The sequence below is a fragment of the Pseudomonas sp. FW507-12TSA genome, from assembly GCF_058781435.1.
This window is the reverse complement of sequence record NZ_JBYSWT010000057.1, coordinates 1-15,388: the sequence shown is the minus strand read 5'-3', so window position 1 is coordinate 15,388 and position 15,388 is coordinate 1. Positions and strand designations below refer to the sequence as shown.

At 57.6% G+C, this 15,388-nt stretch carries 13 protein-coding genes and 1 pseudogene; 5 read left to right on the top strand and 9 right to left on the bottom strand.

The annotated features are described in order from the left end of the window. From AC3WK8_RS31700 to AC3WK8_RS31685, 4 genes and pseudogenes are all read right to left on the bottom strand, one after another. Positions 1–211, bottom strand: a pseudogene (locus tag AC3WK8_RS31700) (DUF1329 domain-containing protein); the annotation flags it as partial. Positions 212–679: 468 nt separating this feature from the next. Beyond that, positions 680–1,342, bottom strand: coding sequence for a hypothetical protein (locus tag AC3WK8_RS31695; RefSeq protein WP_256578808.1), 663 nt, complete (start codon positions 1,340–1,342; stop codon positions 680–682). Positions 1,343–1,423: 81 nt separating this feature from the next. Continuing rightward, positions 1,424–2,791: an NAD(P)/FAD-dependent oxidoreductase gene (locus AC3WK8_RS31690; protein ID WP_085600250.1), complete on the bottom strand. Its 1,368-nt coding sequence runs from the start codon at positions 2,789–2,791 to the stop codon at positions 1,424–1,426. Then, positions 2,792–3,001 carry a hypothetical protein gene (locus AC3WK8_RS31685; protein ID WP_143494840.1) on the bottom strand — a complete coding sequence of 70 codons (210 nt, stop codon included), beginning with the start codon at positions 2,999–3,001 and terminating at the stop codon, positions 2,792–2,794. A gap of 434 nt (positions 3,002–3,435) precedes the next feature. Here AC3WK8_RS31685 and AC3WK8_RS31680 point away from each other — a divergent pair, with 434 nt between their 5' ends. The 3 genes from AC3WK8_RS31680 (at position 3,436) to AC3WK8_RS31670 (ending at position 6,710) form a co-directional block, all read left to right on the top strand. Then, positions 3,436–4,017 carry a TetR/AcrR family transcriptional regulator gene (locus AC3WK8_RS31680; protein WP_085600276.1) on the top strand — a complete coding sequence of 194 codons (582 nt, stop codon included), beginning with the start codon at positions 3,436–3,438 and terminating at the stop codon, positions 4,015–4,017. 577 nt (positions 4,018–4,594) lie between these two features. Then, complete coding sequence (locus AC3WK8_RS31675; protein ID WP_085600252.1) at positions 4,595–5,629, top strand: AraC family transcriptional regulator; 1,035 nt, start codon at positions 4,595–4,597, stop codon at positions 5,627–5,629. 34 nt (positions 5,630–5,663) lie between these two features. After that, entirely contained in the window at positions 5,664–6,710 is a 1,047-nt protein-coding gene (locus AC3WK8_RS31670; RefSeq protein ID WP_256578809.1) for an AraC family transcriptional regulator, read from the top strand. A 240-nt stretch (positions 6,711–6,950) separates the two neighbouring features. Here AC3WK8_RS31670 and AC3WK8_RS31665 read toward each other — a convergent pair whose 3' ends face one another. From AC3WK8_RS31665 to AC3WK8_RS31645, 5 genes are all read right to left on the bottom strand, one after another. Continuing rightward, a complete protein-coding gene (locus AC3WK8_RS31665; protein WP_085600254.1) occupies positions 6,951–7,826 on the bottom strand; it encodes an alpha/beta fold hydrolase in 876 nt (291 codons plus the stop codon). Next, complete coding sequence (locus AC3WK8_RS31660) at positions 7,823–9,349, bottom strand: flavin-containing monooxygenase (protein WP_085600256.1); 1,527 nt, start codon at positions 9,347–9,349, stop codon at positions 7,823–7,825. Before AC3WK8_RS31660 ends, AC3WK8_RS31665 begins: the two co-directional genes overlap by 4 nt. A 364-nt stretch (positions 9,350–9,713) precedes the next feature. Beyond that, on the bottom strand, positions 9,714–10,265 hold the full coding sequence (locus AC3WK8_RS31655) for a transcriptional regulator (protein ID WP_085600258.1): 552 nt from the start codon (positions 10,263–10,265) through the stop codon (positions 9,714–9,716). Between the two features lie 40 nt (positions 10,266–10,305). Next, the gene (locus AC3WK8_RS31650; RefSeq protein ID WP_103327128.1) at positions 10,306–12,618 is read right to left on the bottom strand and encodes a PqiB family protein; all 2,313 of its coding nucleotides are present in this window, start codon (positions 12,616–12,618) and stop codon (positions 10,306–10,308) included. Then, entirely contained in the window at positions 12,611–13,231 is a 621-nt protein-coding gene (locus AC3WK8_RS31645) for a paraquat-inducible protein A (protein ID WP_085600262.1), read from the bottom strand. Before AC3WK8_RS31645 ends, AC3WK8_RS31650 begins: the two co-directional genes overlap by 8 nt. A 227-nt stretch (positions 13,232–13,458) precedes the next feature. Here AC3WK8_RS31645 and AC3WK8_RS31640 point away from each other — a divergent pair, with 227 nt between their 5' ends. Beyond that, entirely contained in the window at positions 13,459–14,097 is a 639-nt protein-coding gene (locus AC3WK8_RS31640) for a paraquat-inducible protein A (RefSeq protein ID WP_085600265.1), read from the top strand. Positions 14,098–14,287: 190 nt separating this feature from the next. After that, positions 14,288–15,379 (top strand): efflux RND transporter periplasmic adaptor subunit, encoded by a 1,092-nt coding sequence (locus tag AC3WK8_RS31635; RefSeq protein ID WP_103327126.1) that lies wholly within the window; start codon positions 14,288–14,290, stop codon positions 15,377–15,379. The last annotated feature ends 9 nt before the right edge of the window (positions 15,380–15,388 follow it).

Sequence of the window (15,388 nt, the reverse complement as noted above, 5' to 3'; positions counted from 1 at the left end):
GCCCCGGTGCTGTCCAGGCAGGAATTTCCCCGCTTGAGTTGGCAGCGACCTCCCCCCCCAGCGGCGTCAGCTTGGAGCCCAGAGCCTCGGCTCCCTGGGTCGCAGCCTGTACCGAGCAGACCGCAGTCAGTGCTGCAAGGGTAACCAGCACTTGCCTGAAAATATGGCGAGTGGAAATCTCCCCCCTCAGCCGTGTAGTGACTTCTCTCATTGGAGGCTCCTCAAAAAAGGGCTTGAATTGGCTGCCCGGCCTTCCGGACAAAAATCAGCGTTGTCACCCCCGATCAACCGACATGGTCAATTGATCGTGTCAAATGACCAAAAGCAAACCGTATGCCATAAATCGATGCAGCTGGATTAACTTAGATAAATCAGCTAGTTATCCATTGCACCGAACTCATGCGCAGCGAATATCGGTAGTTCCATGGGAAATAAAGGAACACGTGTTACCAATTGATGCTTGCCCATAGTGCACGCATAGCCTTGAGTACTCTTCGAACTACACTGGCATTGATTGTGTCCAGTGCTATCTAGTTATTTTTTAAACCCTCATAAAGCGGATGAATTACCAAAAAAAATCGCCCCGAGAGGCGATAAAGAAGCAGGCTTTTGGCCCACCATGGAGTAACTTCAGATAAACAGCCGCACACAGCAGAGCCGTGCCTACTGCCTACTCGACTTAACGGAACTGAGTCGCGATTTGACTGGGACTTTTCCTGGAGCGCTGAAGTGCACCGTAGGCATAGAACGACTGGACAATCGAGTAAGACCAGGTCAAGAAGGCGAAGGTCATAAATACCAATTTGGTGTCGTCACCCGGAATCGGAAAGAAGTCATATCGCAATGCTATTGTGAGTCCCGCCACCCCACCCAATAGGGTCGCCAGCGCATGCACAGGTTCTCTGGCGCGAGCCAGTCGCCATACAAAATATGCCAGGTAAAGGGTGTAAGCTGACCACATCAGCACATAAAAATAGGGGAGGTATTCTTTGAGCCCACTCGATAGAAAGTAAATAGCAGTAGCCGCGAACCCGGCTAAGAACAACGTGACATCACTCGCCGGAGATGGCTTGTAATTATGCGTCACTGCCATTAAACCAAGTGTTGCAATAATGGGAATCCCCACCCCTCGGGAAAAAGCATCGAGAAACATGGCGACATTGTAATTACCCTGCCAGCCCGTCGCGACAAATATTGTGAAGTTTGTCGCAGATATCCCGACAATCAAAAACTCCACTCCAATCAAATAATTTTTACGCCTAACGAATGCCACTCCATAGGACAGGCCACATATCATCAGCAACACACATGAAACCAAGGCAAGTACTTCTATCGGCTGCACAATAATAACCTCTCTCAGTTGAATCGCGCCGTTGTTCTACGTTCTACGCCCACTGACACAAGACAGTTGCATCAATTGCAATCAACCTTTCCTAGCCTTGTCTTTACGCACTTTTTTATCAGTCCAGGTATCCATCAACTTGGCCGCCGCAAACCCAGACTGCATAACGCACCATTGCAGTGGCTCAGGCAGTATGGAGGGCGTCTTGTGTTGCAGCGCCGCCAGCAGTTCCGGCTTGTCGCCGTTGATTTGCGCGGCCAAAAGTGAGCCAGCGAACGATTGAGTGCCCAAGCCGTGACCCGTGCAGCCGACCGTGTAGAAAATATTCTGTTTCGCGCCCATTGCACCTATTACTGGCAGGAAGTCATAGGCACCACTGACGTAGCCACTCCAACAGTGCTGGATGCCAAGGCCCTGCAATGCCGGATAGCGCTCGCGCAGTACCTGGGCCAATGCCTTGTAGGCACCCTGGTCAGGGATATTGGGGGTTTTCGAACCGTAGGCATAACCCAGCTTCTTGACGGTCAACACCATGGTGCCGTGCGCCGTCAGGCGGTGGCTCTCCATGGTGTAGTGCGGCGTGATGATCCCTTCCCGCCCTTGCCACCCCAAGGTAGCCAGTTGCTCTGTCGATAGCGGTTGCGTTTCGAGTGCCGATACGCGAATTGCCCCGATCTTGTTGCGCAACACCCCCAACTGGGGGGTATAGGCATTGGTCGCCAATACCATGACTGGAGCAGTTGCACTGCCATGCGCAGTTTTGCAGGTGATGACCGCCCCTTCACTGAAGGAGAGCAATGGCGTGCGCTCGTAAAGCCTGACGCCGGCCTCGATGGCCGCGCGCCGCAAACCACTGACGTATTTGCCAGGATTCAAGGTGCCGCCGCACTGTTCGGCAGCGAACAGAAAGGCAGACGGAATTCCCCGCGCACGCATCTCGTCGCCGTCCACGAAGCGGGTCATGGCCCCCAGCTTCTGACCCAGTGCCATGTTTTGCCTCAAACGCTTTTCCTGACTCGAATGAACACCGGCCCGGAGCACGCCCGAAGGGTTGTAGTCACAGTCGATCCCCAGGGTCTTTAATCGGCCTTCCACGTAAGGCACGGCCTCGTCATAGAATCTGATGAACTGCGTTGCTTGCTTCACCCCAACCCGATTGGCAAAGAATTCGTACTCGACCCCCATGCTGCCTAACAGGTAGCCCGCATTGCGACCACTGGCGCCGAAACCGGCGAACTCCTGCTCCAGCACGATGACATCAGCTCCGAGCGCCCTCAGTTCCAACGCTGTCGATAAGCCAGCAAAGCCGGCACCGACCACTATTACATCGGCTTGCACCTGCCCTTCGAGTGCTGGCTGCAAATCGCTCGGCAACTCCACCCATCCACCCAGACTGCGAAATTTCAACGGTTCGGCGCCACTGCGGGCCGAGTCATTCAAGGCATTCATTCACATGACTCCAGAATATGGATCGTTGTTACCACCACGGGTTGCTTCATGGCGGCTAACGGGAACGCAATGGAAGTGATTTTCTTCGAGGCGCAGCAAGGCTCGGCCGTAGGCCATCGCCAGGTCGCTACAAGGAGAGGAGGTATTGGCGCCACCGCCGTGATCGACCGATGCAGCGCTGCTCATCGTCGAGAGTTTTCGTGTATCCATCTGCTTTCTACCTCTCTGGCTTTGTCATTGTTATATCCAGTGAGCCCGGGCAATCCGGCTTGATCGACACAGCGCGCACTCTGGTGCTTGCGCAACTGCAGCCCAGCATTGCCGGCGTCGACAGCTCATAATTACCGAATATGGACATATGATCAAGTCAGTTGATCTGGCTTTTTTGTACCTTTCCCACGGCCATCAACCGCCTGTCAAATTCCAGCGCTCTACTTGCCGCTTGCGGGCCTGCGGGATGACCTTGGCGAGGTCGATTCGGTACCTTGTCCCTTGCCTCAACTACACACCTGATGTGGCCATTCCAAAAGGAATGGGATCGCATCGACTGACCTCATGGATTGGAGAGTGACCTTGCGATAGGATTCGTCACCGTCAACGCTGGACCAAAGGTTGGCGGCAACACCGAAAAGGGAGAACGCTCAATGGCTCGAATAGGCGCGGAAGAGCGCAGACAGGATTTTATTGAAGCCACCATCAAGGTGATCGCGGAGTACGGCATAGCCGACGCCACCACGCGGCGTATCGCGGCAGCAGCGAATTCTCCGCTGGCCTCGCTGCACTATGTTTTCCACACCAAGGACGAGTTGTTCTATGCGGCCTACGAGTCCCTGATCGACATGCCTCAGCAATTGCTGAAGCAAGTCCCGAAAGGCTCCACGACAGCGGAGTCGGTTGGGGAAATGTTGCGCCAACTGGTCAAGTGGTTTTCCGCGCACCCCGAGCTGGCCACTACGCAGTTCGAACTCTTCTTCTGGAACATGCGCAACAACCCGGAAATGGCGACGAAGATTTATGCCGTTTCCATTGAAGCAACCCAGCAGGCCATTCGGAAGATGACCGGCGATGCGTTGGATCAGGCCGCGTTAACCACCATCAGTCGCCTGTTCCTCAATCTCGTCGATGGCCTGCTGCTTGCATGGTCTGCTCACGGCGACCATGAACGCCTGGAGGTTGAAACTGAAACAGCCTGCAAGGTAGTGAAGCTGCTAGTGGCTAGCTACTGAGACGCTATTCGGATGCGCCGTGCTCCCGCATGGCGCGGCAATCCGCATATCTGGATATTTTCACAAGGCGGCTAGCGGATTTTGTCGAGCACGCCCTAGCCGACCCGGCCCTGAATGACCTCCATTCGCCCCTTATTGCCTGGCACTCCTCAGAATCATCTGTGTGCCTGAGCGGCAAGGCGATTCGTGTCAGAAATGCCGGAAGACGTCGGTCATGCTAACGGTCGGATACTTGATATGAGGGTCGGGCGGTAATCTGGTAAATACCGGTTTCAATACATAGAGAGTGCTCAGGGTCAGGACAACGGCCAGACAAGCAAATCCAAGACGACGCATAGCACACCTCCAGAAATCGCGTTTTTATTATTGGTGAACTTGAGTCTGGTCTGCGAGGCCCGATAAAGCTTGATAAATCGCGCCACAAAATAGCCAATTCGCGCATCGAAACAGGCCAGTGATCAACGCTAGTCCTGCCCAATCAACGCTACGACTACATGGAGAAAGGTATCCAGGCAAAAGGGGCTATCCATCGGAATACAATGCCTCTAAAGCAGTGCTAATCAGGCTAAACATCGAAATGGCTTCCCTCATTCGTGGCACGGCCCTGGCAGGGTTTGATGAGTTTACAATTAGCCAGGGCCTCGAACCGCATACCGTTCTGGCTGAAGTAGGACTTCCCAAAGATGCCGCGGACGGAGTGATCTCCGGCAGGCAGTTTGTTGACCTGCTGGAATTATGCGCAAGGCGATCGCACAATCCGATGTTCGGACTGCAACTTGGCCTTCACCAAGGCCCGAAAGCCCTGGGCAGCATGCTCTACGTCATCAAAAGCACCAGCACCTTGGGTCAGATACTGGAAGAGCTGACTCGGTACTTCCATTTTCACAGTACCGGGGCGGACCTCTATCTCCAGCGCAAGGCTACTGGTGCACAACTCATCTACGAGTTGATTGATGGAGACGCGATTTCTACCAGGCAGGCAGTGGAGTGGACCATGGCTGTCTGCGCCAGGCTCATCCAGTCTTTACTTGGATACCCTTGGAAACCTCTCGGCTTGCAGATGCGACACCCCGCACTGGGAGAGCTCAGCGTCTACAGACAGCTTCTGGGTGTAACGCCTCACTTCAACAGTCCGGCCAATGCCTGGGTCTTTGCCGAATCACTGCTGAACGCGGTCCCGAATACAATAGATGAGAAATTCAACGAACTGGCAAAAGACCATATCAGCGAGCTCGCTCAGCTTAGGTTGCAAGAGTTTCCTTCCTATATAAAGAAGCTGCTGCATAGACAGCTTCCCAATGGCCACGTCACTATCGATCAGATTGCGGAGAAGGTTAAGATCAGCCCTCGAAGCCTGCAGCGTTACTTGCACTCCGAAAGTACCAGCTTTCAAAGGCTTCTTGACGAAACACGGCAATCCATGGCCGCTCGCTACATGCGCGATTCCTCCATGAACATGACGCAACTTTCAGAGTTGTTAGGCTATGCCGATCTCAGCGCATTCTCCCGCGCGTTTACCCGCTGGAACGGCATGAGCCCGCAAAAATGGAAAAAACGCATCGATCAACAAAACTCAACAGTATCTGCGCCGCCTTCTGATCCAACCCAATAGTCCGACAATCAAACTGCCAAGGTGCTCCAGCGTTTTGTTCACTCCTCTGGTGCGTGCCGTCGCCCTTCACGGCTTTCATGCGTTTGCCAAACGCCAGGGCCTGAACTCGGCGGAAATGTTGCGTCGTGCCTCATTGCCGCTGGATTGTTTGCAAAAGCCGGAAGCGCTCCTCCCCTATCGTAGATTCTGCAGGTTGCTGGAGCTTTGCGCGGCGCAGTCCGGCAATGCCCTATTTGGCCTGCAGCTCGGGCTTTATCAAGGTGTCGATGTTTTCGGAGATCTGTTCTATCTGATCCGCAACAGCAAAACGCTGGGAGATGCCCTGACCGAGTTGCAAGCAAGTTACTCGCTGTATTTCAACGATGCGGTCATTGAGCTGGATATCGAAGGTGAACGCGCCATCCTCAGCTACAGGCTAAAAGAGTTGAATACCCCTGGGTTGCAACAGGTCGAGGAGTCAGCGTGCGGAGTTGGAGTGCAGCTAATGCGGACTCTCGCAGGCAGCCATTGGCAAGCCAAAGCGATCCGCTTTCGGCATGCACCACTGCTTGATGAATCAAGCTATCTGCAAGCCCTGGGTCAGCAGCCCAGGTTCAACGAGCCCAGTACCGCGCTAGAGTTCGATTCATCTGATCTTGCCCTGGCATTGGGCGCCAAAAATGAGGCACTGCATGGCTTGATTGCCAAGCACATAAACAAAGTCGAGCGATTATCGGAAGAAGAGTTATCCAGCTACATCCAACAATTGCTGCGCTACCTACTACCCTGCGGGCGAGCCACTACCGAGAAGATTTCCAACTGCCTGGCCATTCATCCACGCACCTTGCAGCATTGGCTTGAACACAAAGGCACGTCTTTCCAGCGGCTACTCGATGAGACACGCCAGGAGTTGGCCGGCCAATACCTGCTGGATTCGTCAATCAGCATGGCGCAAATGTCCGGGTTGCTTGGTTATTCGACCCCCAGTGGATTCAACCGTGCATTCAATCGATGGTTTGGAGTAACCCCGTCGCAGTGGCAAAAGCAACAGGGTGTCAAAAGACAGCCCCGCCTGCTACGTAACGCTCCCTTCAGGGTTTGATATCGCCCTTCTCTCACTGCCAAAAGTACTTCTCCCTCGGCCCCTTGCCGCGAATAAAAAAAACCGCCCCGTAGGGCGGTAAAAGAGCAGGCCGATGGCCTACCATGCAGTCGGAATCCTTATATCGGCAGTGCAAAGATCACGCATCGAAAGCCGTTGCAGCTTGCCGCCTCGATGTATGAGGCCAGTGCCAATACCTCTCTCAATTCCCCAATAACAGCCTCTGTGAGGCAATACGCTCTACAACATGTGCCCTGCCAAGAGCGAAAGCAGTGTGCCTGATAGCGAACTCGGAAAGTCGTGCCCCATGCCCGGCAGTAGAACCAACTTTGCCCCAGAAATAGCGGCTGCAGTGGCAAATCCTCCGCTGGTGGCAACCATGAGGTCTTTGTCCCCATGAATCACCAGCGTGCTGCATCTGATTTGCTGAAGTTCCTTGGTGCGGTCACCCGAGTTGATAATGGCCCCCACTTGCCGGGATGTACCCAGGTGGTTTAACTCGCAGCCTCCTCTCTCCCAGGCCTCTGCCGCATAACAACGCAAGCCTTCCTCGTTCCACTCGAGGCTGGAGCCAATAACGCTCATGATATCGACATAGTCGCGGACACTTTCATTCTGGTTCCTGGGCGGACGACGCAGGACCTGCAAGATCGCCTTGAGCGCCGGTTGCCCGACCCGGGCCGCTCCGGTATTGGAAAATATCGAGGTCAAGGTCCTGACCCGCTGGGGGTAACGCGCAGCGAGTGTCTGGGCAATCATGCCGCCCATCGACATCCCCACAAGGTGCGCCGCCTCTAGCTGCAGCGCGTCCATCAGGTCGATGACGTCATCCGCCATGTCGCCTATGTCGTAGCCCGGGGTCGGTTTGCGGAAAAACTGCTGGATAACCGTTGGCGGTGTTACATCGGTGAAAAATGACCTGCCCGAATCACGATTATCCAGGGTGATGACCCGCAAGCCCTTGGCGACCAAACCGGCAATGATCGATGGCGGCCAGTAGGTCAGTTGCAATCCCAGGCCCACCACCAGGATCACTGCGGGGTCGGTTTCAGATCCATAACTGCGATAGCAGAGACTTCCCTTGCCCGGCACCATGCAGAACTGGTCTTTGCTCATCGGCCACTACTCACTGGCTGCAGCTCAACGTTGTTCTTCAGGCGAACAGCGGGTGCCGACGTGAACTTGAGGCAGTCCTCAGCCACCGTCCCACGGCGTAACAGTTTCACATCGCGGAAGTAATCCATCGACATGACCCAGGGCTCACTGGGGCCTTGCCGCGGCATGCCGTCCAGGGCGCGCTGCACATATCCCGCACCGAAGTCCAGGAGGGGGCGAGTCTCGATCCCTTCCGGTGCCTGCGGCTCGCACACAGCATGGCCCTGCTCGTCCATGTAGCCCAGCAGGCGACAGAAGTGATCGCACTGCAGGCATACCTTCAAGGTCCAGGAGGAGTTCGTATAACCCACCGCAAAAGCGAAATTCGGCACGCCGGACAACATCATGCCTTTATAGGCCAGCGTCTGGCTCAGGGTCACCGGCTCACCATCCTTGTGCAGGGCAATGCCGCCGAAGAGCTGAACATTCAGCCCGGTGGCCGTGACTATGATATCGGCCTTGAGCTCTTTTCCGGACTTGAGCAAAACCCCCGACTCGGTGAATTGCTGCACATGGTCGGTCACCACAGAGGCTTTACCCGAACTGATGACCTTGAACAGATCGCCTTCAGGAACCGAGCACAGTCGCTGGTCCCAGGGGTTGTATGGCGGGTTGAAATGAACGTCCACAGGGTAATTTTTCGGCAACTCCTTGCGGGTCAGCCAAATAATCAGTTTGCGGGCAAGTTTGGGGAAGCGTTGACAGAACGCCCAGAAAGCCAAGGTGATCTTGGCATTCTTGTAGCGCGTCAATGAATAAGCGGTCTGCTCGGGCAGCACTTTACGCAGGAAGGCGGCAATGGAGTCATTGGCGGGCTGACTGACGATGTAAGACGGCGTGCGCTGCAGCATGGTAATGCTGGCCACCTTATCCGCCATGGCCGGGATCAAGGTCACTGCCGTGGCGCCACTGCCGATCACCACCACATGCTTGCCGGCGTAGTCCAGGTCTTCCGGCCAGTGCTGCGGGTGAATGATCTGCCCCTTGAATTGCTCCGAGCCCTCGAAGCGTGGGCTGAACCCCTGGTCATACCTGTAGTAGCCACCGGCACTGAATAACCAGCGGCACTGGACCGTGCGAATTTCTCCGAGGTTGCCGTCCTCGACCTCAACGGCCCACAGTCCCTTGTCGCTCTGCCAGTTTGCCGAAAGCACTTTTTGCTTGTACTGGATGTATGGCTGCAACCCGTACTCGTCGACCGTCTCACCCAGGTACTCGAGGATGTCTTTGGCGTCCGCCAGGGACTTGGCCTTGGTCCAGGGTTTGAAATCGAACCCAAAGGTATACAGGTCCGAATCAGAGCGAATACCAGGATAGCGAAACAAGTCCCACGTTCCTCCCGCTCGTTCACGGGACTCAAGAATCGCAAAGACCTTGCCAGGCTGGTGACGTCGCAAATATGCGGCTGCGCCAATTCCAGACACACCAGCGCCCATGATTAGTACATCTAACGGCTCAGCCGGAAGAACTGCGTGAGAAGACATGTCGCCTCCTATTGTTGTGTTTTAGAGACTTGATCAAATGATTTGATCGCTTGATCATATTAAGTCTGCTGCATTCCGGGGGGCAAGGTGCAAAGTGCACAAGATTTTTATTATTTTGGTGTGATTTGCACAGGACATGCAGGCCTCGCACGATACCCCGAACACTGAAGTGCTGGGCTCGAGCCCGGCGGCGCCGGGAAAAGTGACTGGCTATCTGTAGTCTTTGGCCGATCGCCACGGGTCAGCTGCGCCTGCAATCATGGCAAACCGCAGGCGAGCATCAAGGTGCGACGTTAAGCAGGCGTGCGCCGAGAAAGAGCTAGGCCGCAATCAGGCTGAGCCATTGGCTTGCGGCGCTCTGGGCTTACAGACGATTCGAGGTAGTACCAACCAGGGGAATGCGCTGCCCGGTCTCCAGCATTTCCACGGCATCCAGTTGCTCTTCTATTTGCAAAAAGCGCATGGCGGTGACTGACGACATTTTTTCGGAGACTTCATCGATATAGCGACTCAAGAGCATTTGCCGCTTCACCTGCAGAGCCTTGTAAACCTTGATCATCTTGGCCGCATCTTGATTGCTCACCGCTCCGGAGCCGTACGCCCGCGCATACTCAAGCAGCAGCTCGAACGAGTTCCTGTTCAAGCTATCCAGTTCATTACGGTAACGGCCGTAGATCGGCCAGAAGGTTTCGGCCTGCCCGCTGTCGAGCCCCATATTGGCCTCTACCACACGCTTGCGCTTGTAGTTAATGGTCTCGATCTGGTTGTTGATCTTCTCCTTGTGATCGCTCATCACCTGCTCCACCGAAGGCAGGGGTTCCTGGGCTTGCGCTTCCTGGGTTTGTACTTCCTGGGCCTGCGCGGCAAAGGCGCAGCCGGCAGCGAGCACAGCGACACAAAATAGACGCCTGGACATCAGTTGACTCCTCTTGCATTAACTAAAATAAATCGCGCAATCACTGCGCGGCTTCCGTGAGGGAAATCTTCGGCGCCCACTCGAGCCAGTGCTCGTCGACGGCTCCGAACAGGGCGAAGGTCTGACCCGGCTTGGCCGCATCGCCCATCTGCCCGTTGTCTGGCGTGGCGAAGGATATGCCGCCCGCCACCATGGCTTCCAGGGACTCGGTGCGCAGCGAAACCCCCTTGAACAGACCCGCCTCGATGCCCACGCCGCTGGCGTTCCAGAAGCGACTGCCGGTGCGCACCAGGGGTGCATAACGCGGCTCGATAAGAACGCTGATCAGTACTCGGTCCGCCTGCTGCCCCAGGCTCATGTCGATGACCTTGCCCACCACCATCTTGCGGTAGCTCACCGGGCTGCCGAGCTTGAGCGAGCCCTTGTCCGGGGCGCTCAGGGTCAGCCGCAGGCCAGCGCCGAGCCCCAGCAGGTTGGGTGCTTCGGCCAGGGCCTGGAAGCGCGTCTGGCGCTCGCCCGGGCGACTGCTGGCCATCGCCTCGATATAGGGACCGCTGACCAGGGTGCCGAGGTTTTCCGTGCGCAGCAGGCCGAGCGCCGGGCGTACCACCCAGAAGCGCGTGCCGCTGCGGGCGAACTGTTCGCCGTTGGCCAGCAGTCGCGCCTTGAGCTGCACGCCGGACAGGTCGCCCTTCAAGTCGACGCTCTCGACCTTGCCGATCACCAGCCCCTTGAACCGAATGGGCGTGCCTTCGCGCAGGCCTTCGGCATCCTCGACGCTTAGCTGGATCTCCACTCCCCGAGCCATGGCGGCCTCTTCGCTGTCGTAGAGGGCGAACTGCCGATCCCTGCCAGAGGCTGGTGCTTTCGGGTCCAGGGTGTCGAAGGAGATCCCGCCGTTGAGCAGGGTCTGCAACGACTCGCTCTTGACCTTCAGCCCGGTGAAGTCGCCGCTCAGGGTCACGCCGCTGGCGTTCCAGAAACGTGTGGAGCCGTTCACCAGGCGGGTGAACTCGGGCTCGATATGCACCCCGATCATCACCTGCTGGTTGTTCGCCGAGAGTTGGTAGCTCTGCACGCTGCCAACGCGGATCTGTCGATACAGGACCGGCGCGCCGACCTCCACCGAGCCGCGCCGGTCACTGCTCAATACCAAGTGCAGGCCAGGCACATTCATGTCCATGGGCGGTGCCTTGGCGCGCACGCTGAACTCGCGCCGCGGCGCGCCGCTCTTGGCGAAACGCACGGCGATGTAGTTGCCCTTGACCAGGGCGTCCAGGCCGGTGATCCCGGCCAGGGAGATATTTGGCTTCACGGTCCAGAACTCGGTGCCCTCCCGCAGCAGGGCCTCGACCCGTGGGTCCATCGCCAGCTCCGCGGTAGCGCCGCTGAAGTCCTGGTTCATCTCGACGTTCTTCACCAGGCCGACTTGCACGCCGTTGTACATGACTTGCGTCTGCCCCGGCTGAATGTCGCTCAGGTCCTTCATTTTCAGCGCCACCCGCAGCCCGACCTGGGCCGCGTCATAGTCCTCGTACAGGCGGAAGGGCTTGCTGGTGTCGGTGGGCGGGCTGTCGCGATGGTTGTCCGGGGTGGCGAAGGAAATACCGCCGGCAGCCAGGGTCAGCAGCGACTCGCTGCGCACCTTGAACCCGGACAGGCCGCCGGAGATCGAGATTCCACTGGCGTTCCAGAAACGCGTGTGCTTGCGCACCAGGTCGGCATAGGCCGGCTCGATATGCAGCTTGATCTCGATGGTGCGCTGGTCTTCGCCAAGCTGGAAGCCCTTCACCTGGCCCACCAGGATCTGCTTGTAGAACACTGGGCTGCCCTGCTCCAGCGAGCCCAGGCGCTCGGCCTTGAGGGTGATGTGCAGGCCTGGAACCTTCTCCGACATCGGCGGCGGCTCCTTCAAGGCCGCGAAGGAGCGAAGCCCCTGGTCGCCTTTGTCCCCCTTGGCCGGGTCCACCGCGATGTAAACCCCGGATACCAGGGTCTCCAGGCCGGTGACACCCGCCAGGGACACACGCGGCTTGACCAGCCAGAAATGGGTATCTTCATTCAGGTACTTCTGGGTTTCCTTGGTCATCTCGATGGAGGCAATCACGCCCTTGATGTCGTCACTGACATTCAGCTCCACCACCTTGCCCACCGAGATGCCCTTGTACAGCACCTCGGTTTTCTTGGCCTGGATACCGTCGCCGCTCTCGAAGCGCACCTGGATGATCGGACCGGCCTCGTCGTAGGCGCGCCAGGTCAGCCAGGCGCCTATGACCAGGGCCAGCAGCGGCAGGATCCAGATCGCCGACCATCTGGAGGTCGGGTGTTTTTTCGGCACAGCCAGGTCACTCATTTTCATTGTCCAAATTGGTGTTGTCCCATATCAGCCGGGGATCGAAAGTCACTGCGGCCAGCATGGTCAGTACCACCACGCTGGCAAAGGCGGCGGCGCCGTGGTTGGCCTCGATGCGCGCCAGGTTGCCGAAGTTCACCAGCGCCACCAGGATGGCGATGACGAAGATGTCGAGCATCGACCAGCGCCCTACCCACTCGATGAAGCGGTACATGATGATCCGCTGGCGGGCCGACATCGGCTGGTGTCGCTGCACGGAATAGAGCAGTAGAGCGATCCCCACCAGCTTGAAGGTGGGCACCACGATGCTGGCCACGAACACCACCAGGGCAATAGGGATCATCCCCAGCTGTAGCAGGCTGACCACCCCGCTCATGATGGTGGCCGGAGCCCCTTTGCCGAACACGCTGACCGTCATGATCGGCAGCAGGTTGGCCGGGATGTAGAGAAGCATTGCGGTGATCAGCAAGGCCCAGGTGCGCTTGATGCTGTCAGGCCGGCGCACATGCAGCAGTGCCTGGCAGCGACTGCAGTACCCAGGCTGCCGGTCGTCGATTGGATTGAGTTGATGGCATTCACCGCAGACCTGGATCCCGGCATCGATGGCGCGCACCGCTACCCTCCTTCAGAGCTGCCCGCCGGGCCGATCCCGACGTGCATCGAACACTTGTCCAGGGCGGGTGGCCCAGCCATTTCTATTGCACGTACATTGCCCATGACTCACCCACGGCTTGATTGAAAACGCCGCGCATGGTACTTTTATGCACCTATTGAGTCAATAGTGACTCATTTGAATAATTCAACACTCGATACTCACCCTTCCGGAGACCCACCGGTCCAATGCCCCTGACCCACACTGGCAACTTGCCAAAGCTGCCCCTGGAAGCGCTGGTCGCCTGCCACGAGTGCGACCTGCTGATGCGTCGGGAACCGCTCGAGCCCGGTGAAAAGAGTTGCTGCCCACGCTGCGGCTACGAGCTGGCTGTTCATCGCCATCACTGGCAGAGCCGCTCTTTGGCCCTGGTCCTGACTGCCCTGCTCCTTTACATCCCCGCCAATTTCCTGCCGATCATGCATTTGACCCTGCTCGGGCAAACTCGCAGCGAAACGGTCTGGAGCGGTGTGCTCGGGCTGTTCGAAAGCGGTATGCAAGGGGTCGCCGTGGTGGTGCTGCTGAGCAGCATGGCAATTCCCCTGCTCAAGCTGCTGTGCCAGTTGCTGGTGCTGTTGAGCCTGCGGTTCAAGTTGGCTCGCCGCAGCGGCATGTCGCTATACCGCGTTTATCACCACCTGCGCGAGTGGGGGATGCTCGAGGTCTACCTGTTCGGGATCCTGGTTTCCATCGTCAAGCTGATCGACATCGCCGATCTGAGCCTGGGCATTGGCCTGGCCTGTTTCGTCGCGTTGCTGCTGACCCAGATCTGCTTGGAGCTGAATATGCCGTCCCATCAGGTCTGGGAAGCGCTGTCCAGCGAGTAGCCCCGGTACTCGGGTGCAACGCTCCTGCAGGAGCCGCAAGGCCAATTTCAGTGCTGTTTTTTCCACTAGCCTTGCAGTGAGCTGACGGGGACCCGAGCCGACCTTCATTGGTTTGTTTCAAAGAGTGGCTGGGTTTACTTGAGGGTGAACACCTTGACTTGCGTGTCTTACTAGATCGGGGAAAAAATAAATGAGCGTGCTTACGGCATTACGGGTGTGTGGCTTGGTGTGCGGCCTGGGCCTGCTCCTTACGGGTTGCCAGGAAGAAAAACGCACGGAAGAGGCCCCGCGTCCCGTCCGTGCGGTGATCGCCAAGCCTGGGGTGATAGGCGAAGAAGTTGCCCAGACCGGCGAGATCCGCGCGCACATCGAGACTGATCTGGCTTTTCGCATAGCGGGACGGATTGCGACCCGTAGCGTTGACGTCGGGACGGTCGTTTCCAAGGGGCAGGTGCTAGCCGCGCTCGATCCCAATGATGTGCAGAATGAGGTACGGGTGGCCGAGGCCGAAGTGCGCAGCGCGGAAGCGGCAGAAGAATTTGCCCGCTCGGGGCTTGATCGCCAGCGCATGCTCTTCGACAAACAGTTCGTTGCACGGGCCCGGGTGGATGAGGCCGCGGCCAACTGGCGGGCGGCCAACGCAAGGCTCAATGTCGCGAAAACCGGGCTGCTCACGGCACGCAACAAATTGAGCTACACCGAGTTGCGTGCGCCCGATGCCGCTATCGTCAGCGCGGTGATGGTCAATAACGGCCAGGTGGTCGATGCCGGTCAGCTGGCGTTCAAGCTCGCCTCGACGCAGGAGCGTGACGCGGTCTTCAATATCTCTGAGCGCCTCTACACCTCAGTGGTCTCGGACGTGAAAGTCGAAGTCGCGCTGGTGTCGGACCCCAAGATCAAGGTCATTGGCTCGATCCGTGATTCCAGCCCAACCGCAGATGCCGCCACCCGCACCTATCGGGTGCGCATTGCGCTGCCGCAAACCCCGCCGGCCATGGCTTTGGGAGCCACCGTGACAGGCCGTCTGCTGTTGCCCGGCAAAACCCTGTTCATTCTCCCCGCCTCGGCCCTGACGAGCGAGGACGGCAAGCCGGCAGTCTTCGTGGTTCAGCCCTCCGATCACCTGCTGGTTCGCAAACCTGTGGTCGTCACCCGCTATACCGCCACGCAAGCACTGGTCGAGTCCGGATTGAGCGAAGGCGATGCAGTGGTAACGGCCGGGGTCAGCAAGCTCCGGGCCGGGCAAAAGGTCGTCTACGATACTGCCGAGGTGGCCCAATGAAACCCAGCC

Coding starts and splice junctions, on each gene's coding strand:
- AC3WK8_RS31635 (WP_103327126.1), top strand. CDS start 14,288: ATGAGCGTGCTTACGGCATTACGGGTGTGTGGCTTGGTGTGCGGCCTG.
- AC3WK8_RS31640 (WP_085600265.1), top strand. CDS start 13,459: ATGCCCCTGACCCACACTGGCAACTTGCCAAAGCTGCCCCTGGAAGCG.
- AC3WK8_RS31660 (WP_085600256.1), bottom strand. CDS start 9,349: ATGTCTTCTCACGCAGTTCTTCCGGCTGAGCCGTTAGATGTACTAATC.
- AC3WK8_RS31685 (WP_143494840.1), bottom strand. CDS start 3,001: ATGGATACACGAAAACTCTCGACGATGAGCAGCGCTGCATCGGTCGAT.
- AC3WK8_RS31680 (WP_085600276.1), top strand. CDS start 3,436: ATGGCTCGAATAGGCGCGGAAGAGCGCAGACAGGATTTTATTGAAGCC.
- AC3WK8_RS31675 (WP_085600252.1), top strand. CDS start 4,595: ATGGCTTCCCTCATTCGTGGCACGGCCCTGGCAGGGTTTGATGAGTTT.
- AC3WK8_RS31690 (WP_085600250.1), bottom strand. CDS start 2,791: ATGAATGCCTTGAATGACTCGGCCCGCAGTGGCGCCGAACCGTTGAAA.
- AC3WK8_RS31650 (WP_103327128.1), bottom strand. CDS start 12,618: ATGAGTGACCTGGCTGTGCCGAAAAAACACCCGACCTCCAGATGGTCG.
- AC3WK8_RS31655 (WP_085600258.1), bottom strand. CDS start 10,265: ATGTCCAGGCGTCTATTTTGTGTCGCTGTGCTCGCTGCCGGCTGCGCC.
- AC3WK8_RS31665 (WP_085600254.1), bottom strand. CDS start 7,826: ATGAGCAAAGACCAGTTCTGCATGGTGCCGGGCAAGGGAAGTCTCTGC.